Annotated in this window: 11 protein-coding genes and 1 pseudogene; 5 read left to right on the forward strand and 7 right to left on the reverse strand. The window is 71.7% G+C overall.

Annotated elements, in window-relative coordinates; all coding sequences use genetic code 11:
• Positions 1-90 precede the first annotated feature (90 nt).
• A complete protein-coding gene (locus tag miv_RS29190) occupies positions 91-1,026 on the reverse strand; it encodes a uracil-DNA glycosylase (protein ID WP_207180481.1) in 936 nt (311 codons plus the stop codon).
• Positions 1,027-1,220: 194 nt separating this feature from the next.
• On the opposite strand from miv_RS29190, the gene miv_RS29195 reads away from it, so the two are divergent.
• The gene (locus miv_RS29195; RefSeq protein WP_207180483.1) at positions 1,221-2,885 is read left to right on the forward strand and encodes an electron transfer flavoprotein-ubiquinone oxidoreductase; all 1,665 of its coding nucleotides are present in this window, start codon (positions 1,221-1,223) and stop codon (positions 2,883-2,885) included.
• 256 nt (positions 2,886-3,141) lie between these two features.
• Here the strand turns inward: miv_RS29195 and miv_RS29200 are convergent.
• Positions 3,142-4,986 (reverse strand): annotated as a pseudogene (locus miv_RS29200) (methyl-accepting chemotaxis protein); the annotation flags it as partial.
• Positions 4,987-5,461: 475 nt separating this feature from the next.
• Between miv_RS29200 and miv_RS29205 the strand changes: the two are divergent.
• A complete protein-coding gene (locus miv_RS29205; RefSeq protein ID WP_207180485.1) occupies positions 5,462-7,321 on the forward strand; it encodes a tetratricopeptide repeat protein in 1,860 nt (619 codons plus the stop codon).
• 103 nt (positions 7,322-7,424) lie between these two features.
• Positions 7,425-8,312 (forward strand): 4-(cytidine 5'-diphospho)-2-C-methyl-D-erythritol kinase, encoded by an 888-nt coding sequence (locus miv_RS29210; RefSeq protein WP_207180487.1) that lies wholly within the window; start codon positions 7,425-7,427, stop codon positions 8,310-8,312.
• A 213-nt stretch (positions 8,313-8,525) separates the two neighbouring features.
• On the opposite strand, the gene miv_RS29215 is transcribed toward miv_RS29210, so the two are convergent.
• On the reverse strand, positions 8,526-9,554 hold the full coding sequence (locus miv_RS29215) for a polyprenyl synthetase family protein (RefSeq protein WP_207180489.1): 1,029 nt from the start codon (positions 9,552-9,554) through the stop codon (positions 8,526-8,528).
• Positions 9,555-9,756: 202 nt separating this feature from the next.
• Here miv_RS29215 and miv_RS29220 point away from each other — a divergent pair, with 202 nt between their 5' ends.
• Together miv_RS29220 and miv_RS29225 are read left to right on the forward strand one after the other, a co-directional pair.
• Positions 9,757-9,990, forward strand: coding sequence for a putative signal transducing protein (locus miv_RS29220; RefSeq protein ID WP_048426348.1), 234 nt, complete (start codon positions 9,757-9,759; stop codon positions 9,988-9,990).
• Positions 9,974-10,777: a tRNA1(Val) (adenine(37)-N6)-methyltransferase gene (locus tag miv_RS29225; RefSeq protein WP_207180491.1), complete on the forward strand. Its 804-nt coding sequence runs from the start codon at positions 9,974-9,976 to the stop codon at positions 10,775-10,777. The genes miv_RS29220 and miv_RS29225 overlap by 17 nt, the downstream gene beginning before the upstream one ends.
• Positions 10,778-10,988: 211 nt before the next feature.
• On the opposite strand, the gene dprA is transcribed toward miv_RS29225, so the two are convergent.
• Genes dprA through miv_RS29245 form a run of 4 tightly spaced genes read right to left on the reverse strand, consistent with a single transcriptional unit; the run spans position 10,989 to position 14,532 of the window.
• Entirely contained in the window at positions 10,989-12,176 is a 1,188-nt protein-coding gene (gene dprA, locus miv_RS29230; RefSeq protein ID WP_207180498.1) for a DNA-processing protein DprA, read from the reverse strand.
• Between the two features lie 57 nt (positions 12,177-12,233).
• The gene (gene plsY / locus miv_RS29235; protein ID WP_207180501.1) at positions 12,234-12,833 is read right to left on the reverse strand and encodes a glycerol-3-phosphate 1-O-acyltransferase PlsY; all 600 of its coding nucleotides are present in this window, start codon (positions 12,831-12,833) and stop codon (positions 12,234-12,236) included.
• Positions 12,833-14,128, reverse strand: a complete 1,296-nt coding sequence (locus miv_RS29240) for a dihydroorotase (RefSeq protein ID WP_207180502.1) — start codon at positions 14,126-14,128, stop codon at positions 12,833-12,835. The genes plsY and miv_RS29240 overlap by 1 nt, the downstream gene beginning before the upstream one ends.
• The gene (locus miv_RS29245; RefSeq protein WP_207180503.1) at positions 14,125-14,532 is read right to left on the reverse strand and encodes an endonuclease domain-containing protein; all 408 of its coding nucleotides are present in this window, start codon (positions 14,530-14,532) and stop codon (positions 14,125-14,127) included. The genes miv_RS29240 and miv_RS29245 overlap by 4 nt, the downstream gene beginning before the upstream one ends.
• Positions 14,533-14,618 lie beyond the last annotated feature (86 nt).

Here is a 14,618-nt window from a genome sequence, read left to right on the forward strand (position 1 = left end):
TTGGCCGCGACGGCTACGCGGCGCAGGCGAAAGGCTCAAGGGTAATCGACGGGAGCCGGCACGGTTCCGCTTCGCCGCATGCGCCGGCTCTCAGCGCCCGCCCTCGTCGAGGGCCGCTCGCAGGGCCCGGAAGTCGCGCCAAGCGAGGCGCTTCTGCAACGGCTGGCGCAGCAGGTAGGCCGGGTGCAGGGTCGCGAGCAGCCGGATCTCGCGCTTGTCGGTGCGGTAGGGGAACCAGCGGCCGCGGGACTTCAGGATGCCGTCCTTGGTGCCGGCCAGCGCCTGGGTGGCGACGCCGCCGAGGCAGACCAGGATGTCGGGATCGGCGAGCGCGATCTGCCGCTCGATGAACGGCTTGCAGGTCGCGAGTTCCTGCGGGGTCGGGTTGCGGTTGCCCGGCGGGCGCCAGGGCACGACGTTGCCGACATAGGCGTTGGTGCGGTCGAGCCCGACCGCCGCCATCATCCGGTCGAGGAGCTGGCCCGAGCGGCCCATGAACGGCTTGCCGATCCGGTCCTCGTCGGCGCCCGGCGCCTCGCCGACGAACATCACCTTCGCCTGCGGGTTGCCGTCGGCGAAGACGAGGTTCTTGGCGGTGAAGCGCAGCGCGCAGCTCTCGAAGCGGGCGAGCAGGGCTTCCAGCTCCTCCAGGCTCGCCGCGGTGGCGGCGAGTTCCCGGGCATCGCCCGCCGCCTCGCCCGGAGCCGCGGCGGCGGAGCGGCCGTAGGTGTTCGGCGGCTCGGCGCGCGGGGCGTCCTGTCGGGGCGGCTCCTGCCGGACCGGCTCCTGACGAGGAGCGTCCTGGCGGAAGGACTCATGGCGGAAAGACTCATGGCGCGGCGCCTCGTGCCGCTCCATGTCCCGCTGGACCGGGGCCTCGGCCTCCGCCCGGGCGGCGCGGCGCGGCGCTTCCGGCTCGGCGAAGCGGTCGTGCGGCGTCTCGTCCAGCGCGACGTCGACGCCGGCCTCGACGTGGAAGTCGAGGAAGGAGAGCAGGTCGCGGCTGTCGGGAGCGTCGGGCGTCATGGGATGAGATGTGGCGTGCCGCGCGGCTGTGGACAACCGGCGCGACAGGACGCGCACAGGCATTCTCGCAGGTGCCGTCGGGGTCGGACGCTTGCACCCGGGGACATGCCGTCGCACGGTCCCGCCGACGGAACCGCTTGAGGCGGCCCCAGATCGTTTATATGTGAACTATCAGGACAGAAGGGAGAGACGGGATGGAGCTGCCGGAACGCGAGGCGATGGACTTCGACGTGGTGATCGTCGGAGCGGGCCCGGCCGGGCTGGCTGCCGCCATCCAGCTGAAGCAGCTCGCCGTTGAGGCCGGCACCGAGGTGTCGGTGGTGGTGGTCGAGAAGGGCAGCGAGGTCGGCGCCCACATCCTGTCGGGCGCGGTGGTCGATCCGAGCGGCCTCGATTCCCTGGTGCCGGGCTGGCGCGAGGACCCGGACCGCCCCCTCAAGACCGAGGTGGTCAAGGACGAGTTCATGTTCCTCGGGCCGGCGGGCGGCCTCTCGTTGCCGAACATCGCCTTCCCGAAGCTGATGAGCAACCACGGCAACTTCGTCGGCTCGCTCTCGAACGTCGCGAAGTATCTCGGCCGCAAGGCGGAGGAGCTCGGCGTCGAGATCTATCCGGGCTTCCCGGCCTCCGAGATCCTCTACGACGAATCCGGCGCGGTGGTCGGCATCGCCACCGGCGACCTCGGCATCGCCCGCTCGGGCGAGGCGCGGGACGATTTCACCCGCGGCATGGAGCTGCGCGCCAAGTACACGGTGTTCGGCGAGGGCGCCCGCGGCTCGCTGACCAAGAAGCTGATCGACCGCTACCGCCTCAACCAGCATTCCGACCACCAGAAATACGGGCTCGGCGTGAAGGAGCTGTGGCAGGTCAAGCCGGAGAAATTCCGGCCGGGGCTGGTGCAGCACTCGATGGGCTGGCCGTTGCCGAACAAGGCCGGCGGCGGCTCCTGGCTCTACCACTTCGACGACCATCTGGTCTCGGTCGGGTTCGTCACGCACCTGAACTACGAGAACCCGACCCTGTCGCCGTTCGAGGAGTTCCAGCGCTTCAAGACCCACCCGATGATCCGGGACGTGTTCGAGGGCGCCAAGCGCATCGGCTACGGTGCCCGGGCCATCATGGAGGGCGGCTGGCAATCGGTGCCGAAGCTCGTCTTCCCGGGCGGCTGCCTCGTCGGCGACTCGGCCGGCTTCGTCAACGTGCCGCGGATCAAGGGCTCGCACAACGCGGTTTTGTCGGGCATGCAGGCCGCAGGTGCGATCCACGAGGCGCTGGCCGCCGGCCGGGCCCAGGACGAGCTGACCTCCTACGAGGAGGGCTGGCGCGCGAGCCCGATCGGCTACGACCTGAAGCGCGTGCGCAACGTCAAGCCGCTCTGGTCCAAGTACGGCACGGTCGTCGGCGTGGGCCTCGGCGGCCTCGACATGTGGCTCAACGAGCTCGCCGGCCTGTCGCTGTTCGGCACGCTCAGCCACGGCAAGCCGGACTATGCCTGCACCAAGCCGATCAAGGACGTGAAGCCGATCAAGTATCCCCGGCCGGACGGGGTGCTGACCTTCGATCGCCTCTCGTCGGTCTACCTGTCGAACACCAACCACGAGGAGGACCAGCCGGTCCACCTCCAGGTCAAGGATATGGGCCTGCAAAAATCCTCCGAGCACGACGTGTTCGGCGGGCCGTCGGGCCGCTACTGCCCGGCCGGCGTCTACGAGTGGATCGAGGAGGGCGGTGCGCCGCGCTACCAGATCAACGCGCAGAACTGCGTCCACTGCAAGACCTGCGACATCAAGGATCCGAACCAGAACATCAACTGGGTCACCCCGGAAGGTCCTGGCGGTCCGAACTACATCAATATGTAAATACGCTCGGATGATGCGGGCGCTTCAGGGTGAAGCGCTTCTCCCCTCTTCCGTGTGGGAGAGGGGCCTGGGGATCGAAGATCCCGCGTGAGGGTGACACGTTTCCGTTTCAAGCACTGAGCGTCGTGCTGGTAGCGGGACGGTTCAGCATCTTACGGAACCGTAGCACCCTCGCGCGATCTTCGATCGCCCCTACCCCTCTCCCACACGGGAGAGGGGATCCCGCGACGTCTCGTGACCGGCGGAGAAGCGGGTTTCACGCCGCCCGGACGGTGGTGAGGAACCGCCCCACCTCCCCGCGCAGGTGTTCGGACTGGCGCGCCAGCTCTCTGACGGCGGACAGGACCTGCGTGGCCGCCGCGCCGGTCTCGTCGGCGGCACCCGCCACCTGGACGACGCCGCCCGTGACCTCCCCGGTGCCCTTGGCGGCCTCGCCGATGTTGCGCACGATCTCCCGGGTTGCCGCGCCCTGCTCCTCCACCGCCGCCGCGACGGCGGTCGAGGCGTCGCTGATCTCGCCGATCCGGCCGGCGATCCCGCCGATCGCCGTCACCGCCTTCTCGGTCGAGCCCTGGATGCGGGTGATCTGCTCGGCGATCTCCGCGGTGGCGCGGCCGGTCTGGCCGGCGAGCGCCTTGACCTCGGCGGCCACCACCGCGAAGCCGCGACCGGCCGCGCCGGCGCGGGCCGCCTCGATGGTGGCGTTGAGGGCAAGCAGGTTGGTCTGATCGGCGATCGACGAGATCAGCCCGAGCACGTCGCCGATCCTCGCCGCGCCCTGCTGCAGGTCGTGGACGAGGCGCGCCGTCTCCCCGGCCGCGTCGGAGGCGGTGCGGGCCATCTCGGCCGAGGCGCCGATCCGGCGCCCGATCTCGTCCACCGAGGCGCCGAGCTGGCCGGCCGCCGCCGCCACGGTGGCGACGTTGGACGAGGCCTCCTCGGCGGCGGCCGCGACGCCGGTGCTCTGGTCGGCCGTGCGGCCGGCGATCTCGGTCATGCCGCGGGCGGTCGCCTCCATCTCCGAGGCGGCGGCCGTGACGGCGACGAGGACGCCGCCGACGGCCGTCTCGAACCGGTCGGCGAGGTCGCGCAGGGCCGCGCGGCGCTGCGCTTCCGCCCCGGCGCGGGCCAGGGCCGCCTCCTGCTCCAGGGATGCGGCCCGGGCGAGGCCGTCGCGCAACTGCACCATCGCCGTGGCCATCGCGCCGATCTCGCTGCGGGGCGAGGCGGTCGGCAGCACGACCGTGAGATCGCCCGCGGTGAGGCGGCGCATTGCCTCGATCATCCGGGCAAGCGGGCCGGTCACGCCGCGCACCAGCAGCAGGGCCCCGCCGCCGACCGTCGCGACCGCGACGACGAGGATCGCCAGCGCGGTCACGAACCAGCGTTCGCTCGCGTGGATCTCCCCGGTCACGAAGGTGTCGAGGGCCGTGGTGGCGGCGGTCCGGGCCTCGCCGATGCCGGCGATCACCTCGGTCGCCTGGCGGAACCAGTCCTCGGCGGCGACCGGATAGGGCTCGCGGGCGGCGCCGGCACGGAACACCGCCGCGCGCGTCGCCTCGAACGCCTCGATGCGGCGCGTGGTGCCGGCGAGCGCGGCCTTGAACGCCGGCCCGAGGGCCTCCTCGGAGGCGCGGGCCGCGGCGAGCGCGCCCTCGATCCGGCCGGCGGAGGCGGCGAGGCCGCGGATCTGGTCGACCCCCAACGGTTGGCGCCCGGCGATCACGCCGTTGAGGCGACCGCGCTCGCGGCCGGCATACTCGCCCGCCTCCCAGAGCGCGCGCTTCACGTCGAGACCGTGATGGATCGTCCCGGGCATCGATCCCGTGACCCCGGCCCGCACCGCGTCAAACAGCGCCAGCTCGCGGGAGATCACTCCGGTGGCGGCAGGGAACCAGGCGGCGGCGAGATCGGCATCGGGTGTGCCGGCGAGCACGCGGTCGACCCGCTGGCGGAGGGCGGCGAGGTCGCGGCGGGCCTCGCCGAGGGCAGCGGCGGCAGCCTGGGACGCGGTGTCGCCCCGGCGCAGACCCTCCAGGGCGCCGGCGAGCCGGCGGTCCCCGTCTTCCCGCAAGCGGGTGAGGGCGGGGTGCTCCGAGGATGGCGGCGGCTTGGCGAGCCAGCCGGTGGCGAGTCCGCGCTCGGCTGCGAGCGACGCCGCGGCGGCGGCGAGACCATCGGTGACCCGGTTCGCGTCCGCCGCGCGCCGCATCACCTCCGCCTGATGCCAGGCTTCGGAGACCTGATATTCAGCAAGCCAAACCAGCAGGCAGCCGACCGCGCCCAAGATGGCAAAAATTTGTGAGCGTAATGACATATTCGGCGGCTCGGTTCAGGTAGTATCGACCAGTATCCGACCTCTGTATCGCGGCGAATGCTTAAAATTTACGTTACAGGTTGTATTGCAACCGGCATCACGGTTATGCCGCGAGGCGACGCGCGAGCTGGCACGGTGCAGCCCCCCCGACACATCGCCGCCGCCGTTTGGTCTTGCCGCTGCCCCGCGCAAGGTCCAATGTCGCGCCGATTTCGCGTGCCGGCGCCGCGGCCGGCGCGACCACGGAGCCACGAGTTTGGTGCTCAAGACCCGAATCCCCGCCCCCCGCCGCGGACGTGCGCTCGCCGCGCTGGCCCTCCTTCTCACCGCCTCGACAGCGCCGGCCCTCGCCGCGCGGCTGCCGGTGCGGGAGGTGGCGCCGCCGCAATCCTACGAGCCGGCCGATTCGCTGGAGGGCAACTTCCTCGCGGCCTACATCGCCGGGGCCTCGCGCGACACCGCCGCCGCCGCGACCTACTATCGGGAGGCCGTGAAGGGCGACCCGCGCAACGCGGAACTCCTCGAGCGCTCCTTCGTGGCCCTCCTCGCGGACGGCTCGCTGCCGGAGGCGTTCCGCGCCGCCGAGAAGCTGACGCAGCGGGACGGGGCCAACGGCCTCGCCCAGCTCGCGCTGGGCGTGCAAAAGATCAAGGCCAAGCAATACGGCGCGGCGCGTCAGAACCTGCAGCGCGGCGGCAAGGGCGCGGCGGCCGACCTGACCTCGACGCTGCTCACCGCCTGGTCCTATGCCGGGGCCGGCGACGGCAAGAAGGCCCTCGAGACGATCAACAAGCTCAAGGGCGAGCGCTACTACAACGTCTTCCGCGATTATCATGCCGGCCTCATCGCCGCCCTCGTCGGCGACAAGGTCGAGGCGGAGCGCCGGCTGAAATCGGCCTACGATTCCGACCGCAACACGCTGCGCATCGTCGATGCCTACGGCCGCTTCGAGGCCGAGTCGGGCCGGCCCGACCTCGCGGTGGCGGCCTACCAGGAATTCGACAACGTCCTGCCGCGCCACCCGATCGTGCGCGACGCCCTGGACAAGCTGAAGGCCGGCAAGCCGCTGACGCCGCTGATCAACTCGGCCCAGGAAGGCGCCGCGGAGGTGCTCTACGGCCTCGGCTCGGCCGGGACCTCGCAGGGCGACGAGCTGCCGGCGGTGGTCTACCTGCGCCTCGCCCTCTACCTCGCCCCGGAGCATTCGCTGGCGCTGCTCACCCTCGCCGACACCCTGGAGCGGATGAAGGCGCCGGACCGGGCGAACGAGGTTTTCGCCCGCATGCCGGCGAGCTCGCCGCTCAAGCTCAACGCCGACATCCAGATCGGCCTCAACCTCGAGCAGATGGGTAAGGGCGAGGAGGCGATCACCCACCTCGACCAGGTCGCCAAGACCTATCCCAACGACATCGACGTGATCTCGGCGCTCGGCAACGTCCAGCGCTCGCGCAAGAAATACGCCGAGTCGGCCCAGACCTACACCAAGGCGATCGACCTGATCGGCGACCAGCCGGCGCGCAACTACTGGACCCTGTACTACTTCCGCGGCACGTCCTACGAGCGCGCCAAGGAGTGGCCGAAGGCCGAGTCCGACCTGAAGAAGGCGCTCGAACTGGTGCCGACGACGCAGCCCAACGGCCGCGCCCAGGTGCTGAACTACCTCGCCTATTCCTGGGTCGACCAGAACCAGAACATCGACGAAGCCTTCCGCATGCTCAAGCAGGCGGTCGACCTGCAGCCGCGCGACGGCATGATCATCGACAGCCTGGGCTGGGCCTATTACCGCCTCGGCCGCTGGGACGACGCGGTGCGAGAGCTGGAGAAGGCGATCGAGCTGAAGCCCGGCGACCCGACGATCAACGACCACCTCGGCGATGCCTACTGGCGCGCCGGCCGGCGGCTCGAGGGCAAGTTCCAGTGGCAGCACGCCAAGGACCTGAACCCCGAGCCGGAGGATCTGGCGAAGATCGAGGCCAAGCTGAAGGACGGCCTGCCGGAGCTTGAGAAGCCGGCCGCCACCGCCGACAGTCAGCCGGCGCCGCAGCCCGAGATGCCGAAGGGCGCCCCGGCCCCGACCGAGCCGCCGGCCATGGGCACGGAGACGAAGAGCGGGGGCTGAGGCTCCCTCCTCCGCCCCCATCGAGATGCGATCGCGGGCGCGGTGCCGGACAGGCACCGCGCCCCTTCGCCGTTGAAGACCTGCCGTTGAAGAGACGTCGTCCGTGCCAGCCCTCGCCACCCGCGCGCCCGCAAAGATCAACCTGACGCTGCACGTCCTCGGCCGGCGCCCCGGCGACGGCTACCACGCCCTGGAGAGCCTGGTGGTCTTCGCCGGCTCGTCCGCCGGCGACCTGCTGACCCTGGAGCCGGGACCGGCGCTCGATCTCGCGGTAACCGGCCCGACCGCGGGCCCCGCCGGGCCGACCGACGACAACCTGGTGATGCGGGCCGCCCGCCACCTCGCCGCCGAGGTGCCCGGGTTGGCGGTCGGGCGCTTCCGCCTCGTCAAGCGGCTGCCGGTCGCGGCGGGGATCGGCGGTGGTTCGTCGGACGCGGCAGGCGCCCTGCGGCTGCTGGGCCGCCTCAACGGCCTGTCCCCCGACCATCCCGCCCTGATGGCGGCGGCCCGCCGCACCGGTGCCGACGTGCCGGTCTGCCTCGATCCGCGGGCCCGGATGATGCGGGGCGCCGGCGAGGCGGTGGGCCCCGCCCTCCCCCTGCCGCCGGTGCCGGCGGTGCTGATCAATCCGGGTGTGCCGGTCGAGACGGCGCCGGTCTTCCGCGCCCTCGGGCTCAAGGTCGGCGAGGCGCATCCCCGGGCGGCGGAAATTCATCCGGGACTCGACGGTCTCGACAGCCTCGACGCCCTGTTCGCCCGGATCGCGCCGGCCCGCAACGACCTCGAAGCCCCGGCCCTGACGGTGGCGCCGGTGATCGGCGACACGCTCGCGGCCCTGCGCGATCAGGCGGATTGCCGGCTCGCCCGGATGTCGGGTTCGGGCGCGACGGTGTTCGGGCTGTTCGGCCACCGCTCGGCGGCGGTCCGGGCGGCGCGCACCATCGCGGCGGCGCAGCCGGGCTGGTGGGTGCGGGCGACCTTGTTACGCTGAACCAGGGAGGCGCAGGCTTCCCCCAGGCCGGTCGGCGCGCGTGGAACGAGCATCGACCGGCCGCACCTGCCTCTCTCGCGCGTCGCCGAAGCCGCGGGACGCGGCGTCCGGGATGAGGCAGGAGACGATGGCCTCGGGTGCCGGGGGGGGCCGGGTCGTTCCTGTGCACCGATCGCCCAGGCCTTATCGAACAGGCCTTTGGGGCGGGCGCCTTCAGCGCGCCCGCGCGATGCAGAAATCCACGGCTTCGAGCAGCGCCCGCTTCATCGGCCCGTCCGGGAAGAGCGCCAGCGCATCCTTGGCCATGGCGCCGTAATGGCGCGCGCGCTCGATCGTGTCCTCGAGGGCGCGGTGGCGGCGCATGATCGCGATCGCCTCGTCGAGGTCGCGCGATTCGTCGATCTCCTGGCGCTCCAGGGTGCGACGCCAGAACACCCGCTCCTCGTCGTTGCCGCGGCGGAACGACAGCACCACCGGCAGGGTGATCTTGCCCTCGCGGAAGTCGTCGCCGACGTTCTTGCCGAGATCGGCGCTGGTGCCGCCGTAATCGAGGGCGTCGTCGACGAGCTGGAAGGCGATGCCGAGATTCATGCCGTAGCTGCGGCAGGCGGCGATCTCGGCCGCCGGACGCTCGGCGATGACCGGCCCGACCTCGCAGGCGGCGGCGAACAGCTCGGCGGTCTTCGCCCGGATCACCGCCAGGTACTCGTCCTCGGAGGTCTCGGTCGAGCGCGCGGCGGTGAGCTGCATCACCTCGCCCTCGGCGATCACCGAGGCGGCGGAGGACAGGATGTCGAGGGCGCGCAGCGAGCCCACCTCGACCATCATCTTGAAGGCCTGGCCGAGCAGGAAGTCGCCGACGAGGACGCTCGCCTCGTTGCCCCACTTGATCCGGGCCGCCACCTTGCCGCGGCGCATGTCGCTCTCGTCGACCACGTCGTCGTGGAGCAGCGTCGCGGTGTGCATGAACTCGACGCTGGCGGCGAGCTTGACGTCGCCGTCGCGTGCCGGGTCGTAGTTGCTGAGCGCGGCGGTCGCCAGGGTCAGGATCGGACGCAGGCGCTTGCCACCCGAGGAGATCAGGTGATTGGCGACCTCCGGGATCATCGTCACGTCGGAGCCGGTGCGCGACAGGATCATCGCGTTGACGCGCTCCATCCCGCCCGCCACCTGCCCGACCAGGGCGTCGAGGCTGGCCTCCGGATCGGAGGGTCTCTCGTGAAGGGGAAGTACGACGCCCACGCCCGCGCGATCTCCTGAGAGCCGCCCCCCAAGACGGGGCACCTCGATCAATTCCCGCCCCCTTTGGCACGCGAGCGCCCCCGGCGGCAACACGCAAGCTGCCGCAAGGCCCGGAACCGGCGTGGCGGGCTGGGGATGCGACGCAACCGGACACGAGGTGTGGTATGGCCGCCGCGATCCGAGAAGGACCCCGCCCCTCACCATGATCGAGCTTCTCCGCACCAACGACCTCGTCCTGATCGGCTTCGCGGAATCGCTCCTGACGGGCGCCGATATTCCGGTTCTCGTCGCCGACAACCATATCAGCGTGATGGAGGGGATGATCGGCGCCTTCCCGCGCCGGCTGCTGGTGCCGGAGGACCATGCCCGCCAGGCCCGCCGCCTCCTGGTCGATGCCGGCCTGTCGCACGAGTTGCGCGATGCCCCCCGTCCCTGAACAGGAGTCTCGCCAGGATTCTCGCCAGGATTCCAGCCCGGATTCCTGCCCGGACTCTTGGCTCGGCGGCCGGCTCTCCCTGCGCCAGCCGGCGCGCGGGGGCCACCGGGCTGGAACCGACGCGGTGTTGCTCGCCGCGATGGCCGGCGCGCGGCCGGGCGAGACCGTGTGCGACCTCGGCGCCGGCACCGGCGCGGTCGGGCTCGCGGTCGCCCGCGCCTGCCCCGAGACGCGGGTGATGCTGGTCGAGCGCGACGGGCAAGCCGCGAGCCTTGCCCGGATCAACGCCGAGGCGAACGGGCTCGCCGACCGGGTCGAGGTGATCGAGGCCGACGTGACGGCACCGGGCCGCTCGCGGCGGGCGGCCGGTCTCCTGCCCGACACGGTCGACCTGCTCCTCACCAATCCGCCCTTTTTCGAGCCCGGCCGGCACCGCACCTCGCCCGTCGCCGCCAAGGCCTCGGCCCACGGCTTCTCGGAGCCCGATGGGCTGGAGGCATGGCTGCGCACCTGTGCCGACCTGCTCCGTCCCGGCGGCCGGCTGGTGCTGATCCACCGCGCCGACGCGCTGCCCGCCTGCCTCGACGCGATGGCGGGGCGGTTCGGCGGGCTCACCGTCACGCCGGTCCAGCCGCGGGTGGAGACGGCGGCGATTCGGGTGCTGGTGGCGGGCGTGCGCGGCAGCCGGGCGCCGTTCGCCCTGGCGCCGGCCCTGGTGCTGCACGGGCCGGACGGGCGGTTTACTAAGCCGGTGGAGGCGATGCACCGGGGTGAAACAATATCGTAGTGTTCCCGCGAAGCCGGGAAATCGCGGGATCCCCCTCTCCCGTGTGGGAGAGGGGAAGCGCATTAGAGAGCTTCACGATCGCGTTGCAATCGCGAAGCTCTCTAAGTCTTTGTTTCCCGCATTTTCTTCGACGAACCGGCATCCACGTCGTCGGAAAATGCTCTAGTCTGAAGCGCCAATGCAATTCCTGGCGTGATCGCACCCGCGCCTCTTACCGCAGCGACACCGTCCCGCCCGGATGCCGCCAGATCTTCCCGTCGAGTTCCAGTTCCATCAACAAGCCCTGCACCACCCGGGCCGGCATTCCGGCCTGCCGCGCCAGGGCATCGACCGGCACCGGGGACGGGCCGAGGAGTTCGAGCAGGATCGCCCGGTCGTCCTGGCGCGCCAGCGGCCGCGGGGCTTCGTCCAGGGGGCGTTGCGCCGGCTCGGCCGCCATGGCGGTGACCGGCTCGGCGGAGAAGTCGATCTCGTCCCAGTAGAGCGCGGGCTCCAGCCGGTCCGCCGCGTCTTCGGCGCCCGCCTCCGGCGTCGGCCCGCCGATCAGCGGCGTCAGCACCGCCATGACGTGCTCGGGGGCGGCGCACAGCGTGGCGCCGTCGCGGATCAGGTCGTTGGTACCCTCGGCCCGGGGATCGAGGGGCGAGCCCGGCACGGCGAAGACTTCGCGGCCCTGTTCCAGGGCGAAGCGGGCGGTGATGAGCGAGCCGGAGCGGCGCGCCGCCTCGACCACGACCGTGCCGAGGGACAGCCCCGAGATGATGCGGTTGCGGCGCGGGAAGTCGCGGCCCCGCGGCTCCCAGCCCATCGGCATCTCGGCGACGAGGGCGCCGCCATTGTCGAGGATGCGGGCGACCAACTCCTCGTGCTCGGACGGGTAGATCCGGTCGTGCCCGCCGGCGAGCACCGCGACGGTGCCGCTCTGGAGCGCCGCCTTGTGGGCGCGGGCATCGACGCCGCGGGCTAGCCCTGAGACGATCACCAGCCCCTCGGCGCCGAGCGCGTGCGACAGCCGCTCGGTGAAGGTGAGGCCGGCGGCGGACGCGTTGCGCGAGCCGACGATGGCGACGGCGGGCCGCTTGAGGCAGGCGGCGTCGCCGCGCAGGCAGACGAGCGGTGGCGCGTCCGCCGTGGCCTGGAGCGGCAGGGGGTAGTCCGGCTCGCCCATCGCCACGAACCGGGCGCCGAGGCGCGCGGCCGCCGCGATCTCGCGCTCGGCCTCGGCCTTGGTGGCGATCCGGATCGGCTTGCCCCGCGCCTTGGCGAGGTCCGGCAGGGCCTTGAGCGCGGCACCCGCCCCGCCGAAGCGGTTGACCAGGCCCCGGAAGGTGCGCGGCCCGATGCCCTCGGAGCGGATCAGCCGGAGCCAGTCGAGGCGCTGCGCGTCGCTTAACTGCAAGACCCATCCCCCCCTCGAAGGTCCGTCGAACCTTGGGTGAGGGTCGGTGTCGGACCTTCAGCCCTTCTGGCCGATACGCCCCTCCGTCCCCGCCAGAAGGCGGCGGATATTGGGCGCGTGCTTCCACCATAGCAGCAGGGCGAGCACGCAGAACAGCACCGCGAGGCGCCCCTGCCCGAGCGCCCACAGGGCGACGGGCGTGGCGGCCGAGGCCGCGAGCGCCGAGGCCGAGGAGTAGCGCAGCAGGAAGGCGAGGCCGAGCCAGATCACGGCGAAGATCAGGACCCCGAGGGGGAAGAGGCCGAGGAGCACGCCGATGAAGGTGGCCACACCCTTGCCGCCCTTGAAGCCGAGCCAGACCGGGAAGAGGTGGCCGAGGAAGGCGCCGAGCCCGGCGGCGAGCGCCGCGTCCGGTCCGCCGAACCGCGACGCGAGCAGCACCGCGACGGTGCCCTTCAGCGCGTCGCCGAGAAGCGTCGCGGCAGCAAGGCCTTTCCGGCCGGTGCGCAGCACGTTGGTGGCGCCGATATTGCCCGAGCCGATCGCCCGCACGTCGCCGAGGCCGGCAAAGCGGGTGAGGATGAGCCCGAAGGGGATCGCGCCGAACAGGTAGCCGACGACGAGCCAGAGGGCGATCGGTGTCCAGTCCGGCGTCATCAACGCGTCTCCCCGTGACGGTGGACAATGCGGCCGGCGACCATGGTGAGCGAGGCCATTCCCTGCAGCCGCGCCTCGTCGAAGGGAGAGTTCTTCGAGCGCGACTTCAGCTGGCGCTTGTCGAGCACGTAGGGCGCGTCCGGGTCGATCAGCACGAGGTCGGCGGGGGCGCCGGGGCTGAGGCGCCCCGTCTCGCGGCCGAGCACCCGCGAGGGCGCGGCCGAGAGGGCGGCGAGCAGCCGCGGCAGCGAGACGTCGCCGGCATGGACCAGGCGGAGGGCGGCGGCGAGCAGGGTCTCGATGCCGAGCGCCCCGTCGGCGGCCTCGGCGAAGGGCAGGCGCTTGGTCTCGACGTCCTGCGGGTTGTGATCGGACACGATCACGTCGATCACGCCCTCGTTGAGCGCCGCCACCACCGCCTGGCGGTCGGCCTCGGTGCGCAGGGGCGGCGAGAGCTTGCAGAAGGTCCGGTAGTGACCGATGTCGTTCTCGTTCAGCACCAGGTTGTTGATCGAGACGCCGCAGGTCACCGGCAGCCCGGCCTCCTTGGCGCGGCGCACGATCTCGACCGAATCGGCGCAGGAGATCATCGCGGCGTGATAGCGCCCGCCGGTCAGGCGCACGAGGCGGATGTCGCGCTCGAGCAGGATCGTCTCGGCCTCCCGCGGGATGCCGTGCAGCCCCAGCCGCGAGGCCATCTCGCCCTCGTTCATCACCCCGTCGCCGACCAGCGTCGGCTCCTCGACGTGCTGCATCAGCAGCACGCCGAAGTCGCGGGCATAGGTCAGGGCGCGGCGCATCACCTGGGCGTTGGTGACGGCCTTGAGCCCGTCCGTGAAGGCGACGGCGCCGGCCTCGGTGAGCAGGCCGAACTCGGTCATCACCTGGCCGGCGAGGCCCTTGGTGATGGCGGCGGCCGGCAGGACGTGGATGCTGGCGGTGTCGCGGGCGCGCCGCAGCACGAAGTCGACGATCGCCGGCTCGTCGATCGGCGGATTGGTGTCGGGCATGCACACCAGCGTGGTCACGCCGCCGGCCGCAGCCGCCGCGCTCGCGCTCGCCAGGGTCTCGCGGTGCTCGGCGCCCGGCTCGCCCACGAAGGCGCGCAGATCCACGAGGCCGGCGGTGAGCACCTGCCCCCCGCACTCGATCACCTCGGCGCCCTCGGGCACGGAGGCGGGTTTGCCCCAATGGATGTCGGCGATGCGATCGTCGCGAACGAGCACCGCGCCCGGGCCTTCGCGGCCGGTGGCGGGGTCGATCAGGTGGGCGTTGGTGAGGAGGAGTGTGGTCATGCGATGCGGTCTGTGGTCGGCTGAGGCGAGATGGTGCGGCGCTCGATCGCAGCCAGCACGGCATCGAGAGCAAGCTGCGGGTTGCCGAGGAAGGCTTCGTTCGTGAGGCGCATGATCTCGAAGGATTGGCTGCGGAGCCAGGCATCCCGGGCGGCGTCTCGCTTGCGGCCCTCGGCCGTCTCGTGCGGCTCGCCGTCGAGTTCGACGATCAACCGTGCGGAGGGGCAGAGGAAGTCGACGATGTACGGAGTGATCGGGACCTGCCGCTTGAACTTGTGACCGGAGAGGCGGCCCGCTCGGAGCTGGCTCCAGAACAGAGCTTCGGCGCAAGTTGAGAGGGAGCGCTGATCCTTGGCGAAATCCCGGAGGCGCTCGGACACTGGATTTCGCTTCTCCCGCTCCATCCACGCCTCCTCAAGCTCGCCGCCCCTGACCCCTCCCCCCTCTGCGGGGGAGGGTGCCCCACGGAGTGGGGCGGGAGAGGGGACGC

The sequence above is a fragment of the Methylobacterium indicum genome (assembly GCF_017347565.1).
In the GTDB taxonomy this organism is placed as follows: domain Bacteria; phylum Pseudomonadota; class Alphaproteobacteria; order Rhizobiales; family Beijerinckiaceae; genus Methylobacterium; species Methylobacterium indicum.

Coding starts and splice junctions, on each gene's coding strand:
- plsY (WP_207180501.1), bottom strand. CDS start 12,833: ATGACGCCGGACTGGACACCGATCGCCCTCTGGCTCGTCGTCGGCTAC.
- miv_RS29245 (WP_207180503.1), bottom strand. CDS start 14,532: ATGGAGCGGGAGAAGCGAAATCCAGTGTCCGAGCGCCTCCGGGATTTC.
- miv_RS29240 (WP_207180502.1), bottom strand. CDS start 14,128: ATGACCACACTCCTCCTCACCAACGCCCACCTGATCGACCCCGCCACC.
- miv_RS29190 (WP_207180481.1), bottom strand. CDS start 1,026: ATGACGCCCGACGCTCCCGACAGCCGCGACCTGCTCTCCTTCCTCGAC.
- miv_RS29225 (WP_207180491.1), top strand. CDS start 9,974: ATGCCCCCCGTCCCTGAACAGGAGTCTCGCCAGGATTCTCGCCAGGAT.
- miv_RS29220 (WP_048426348.1), top strand. CDS start 9,757: ATGATCGAGCTTCTCCGCACCAACGACCTCGTCCTGATCGGCTTCGCG.
- miv_RS29195 (WP_207180483.1), top strand. CDS start 1,221: ATGGAGCTGCCGGAACGCGAGGCGATGGACTTCGACGTGGTGATCGTC.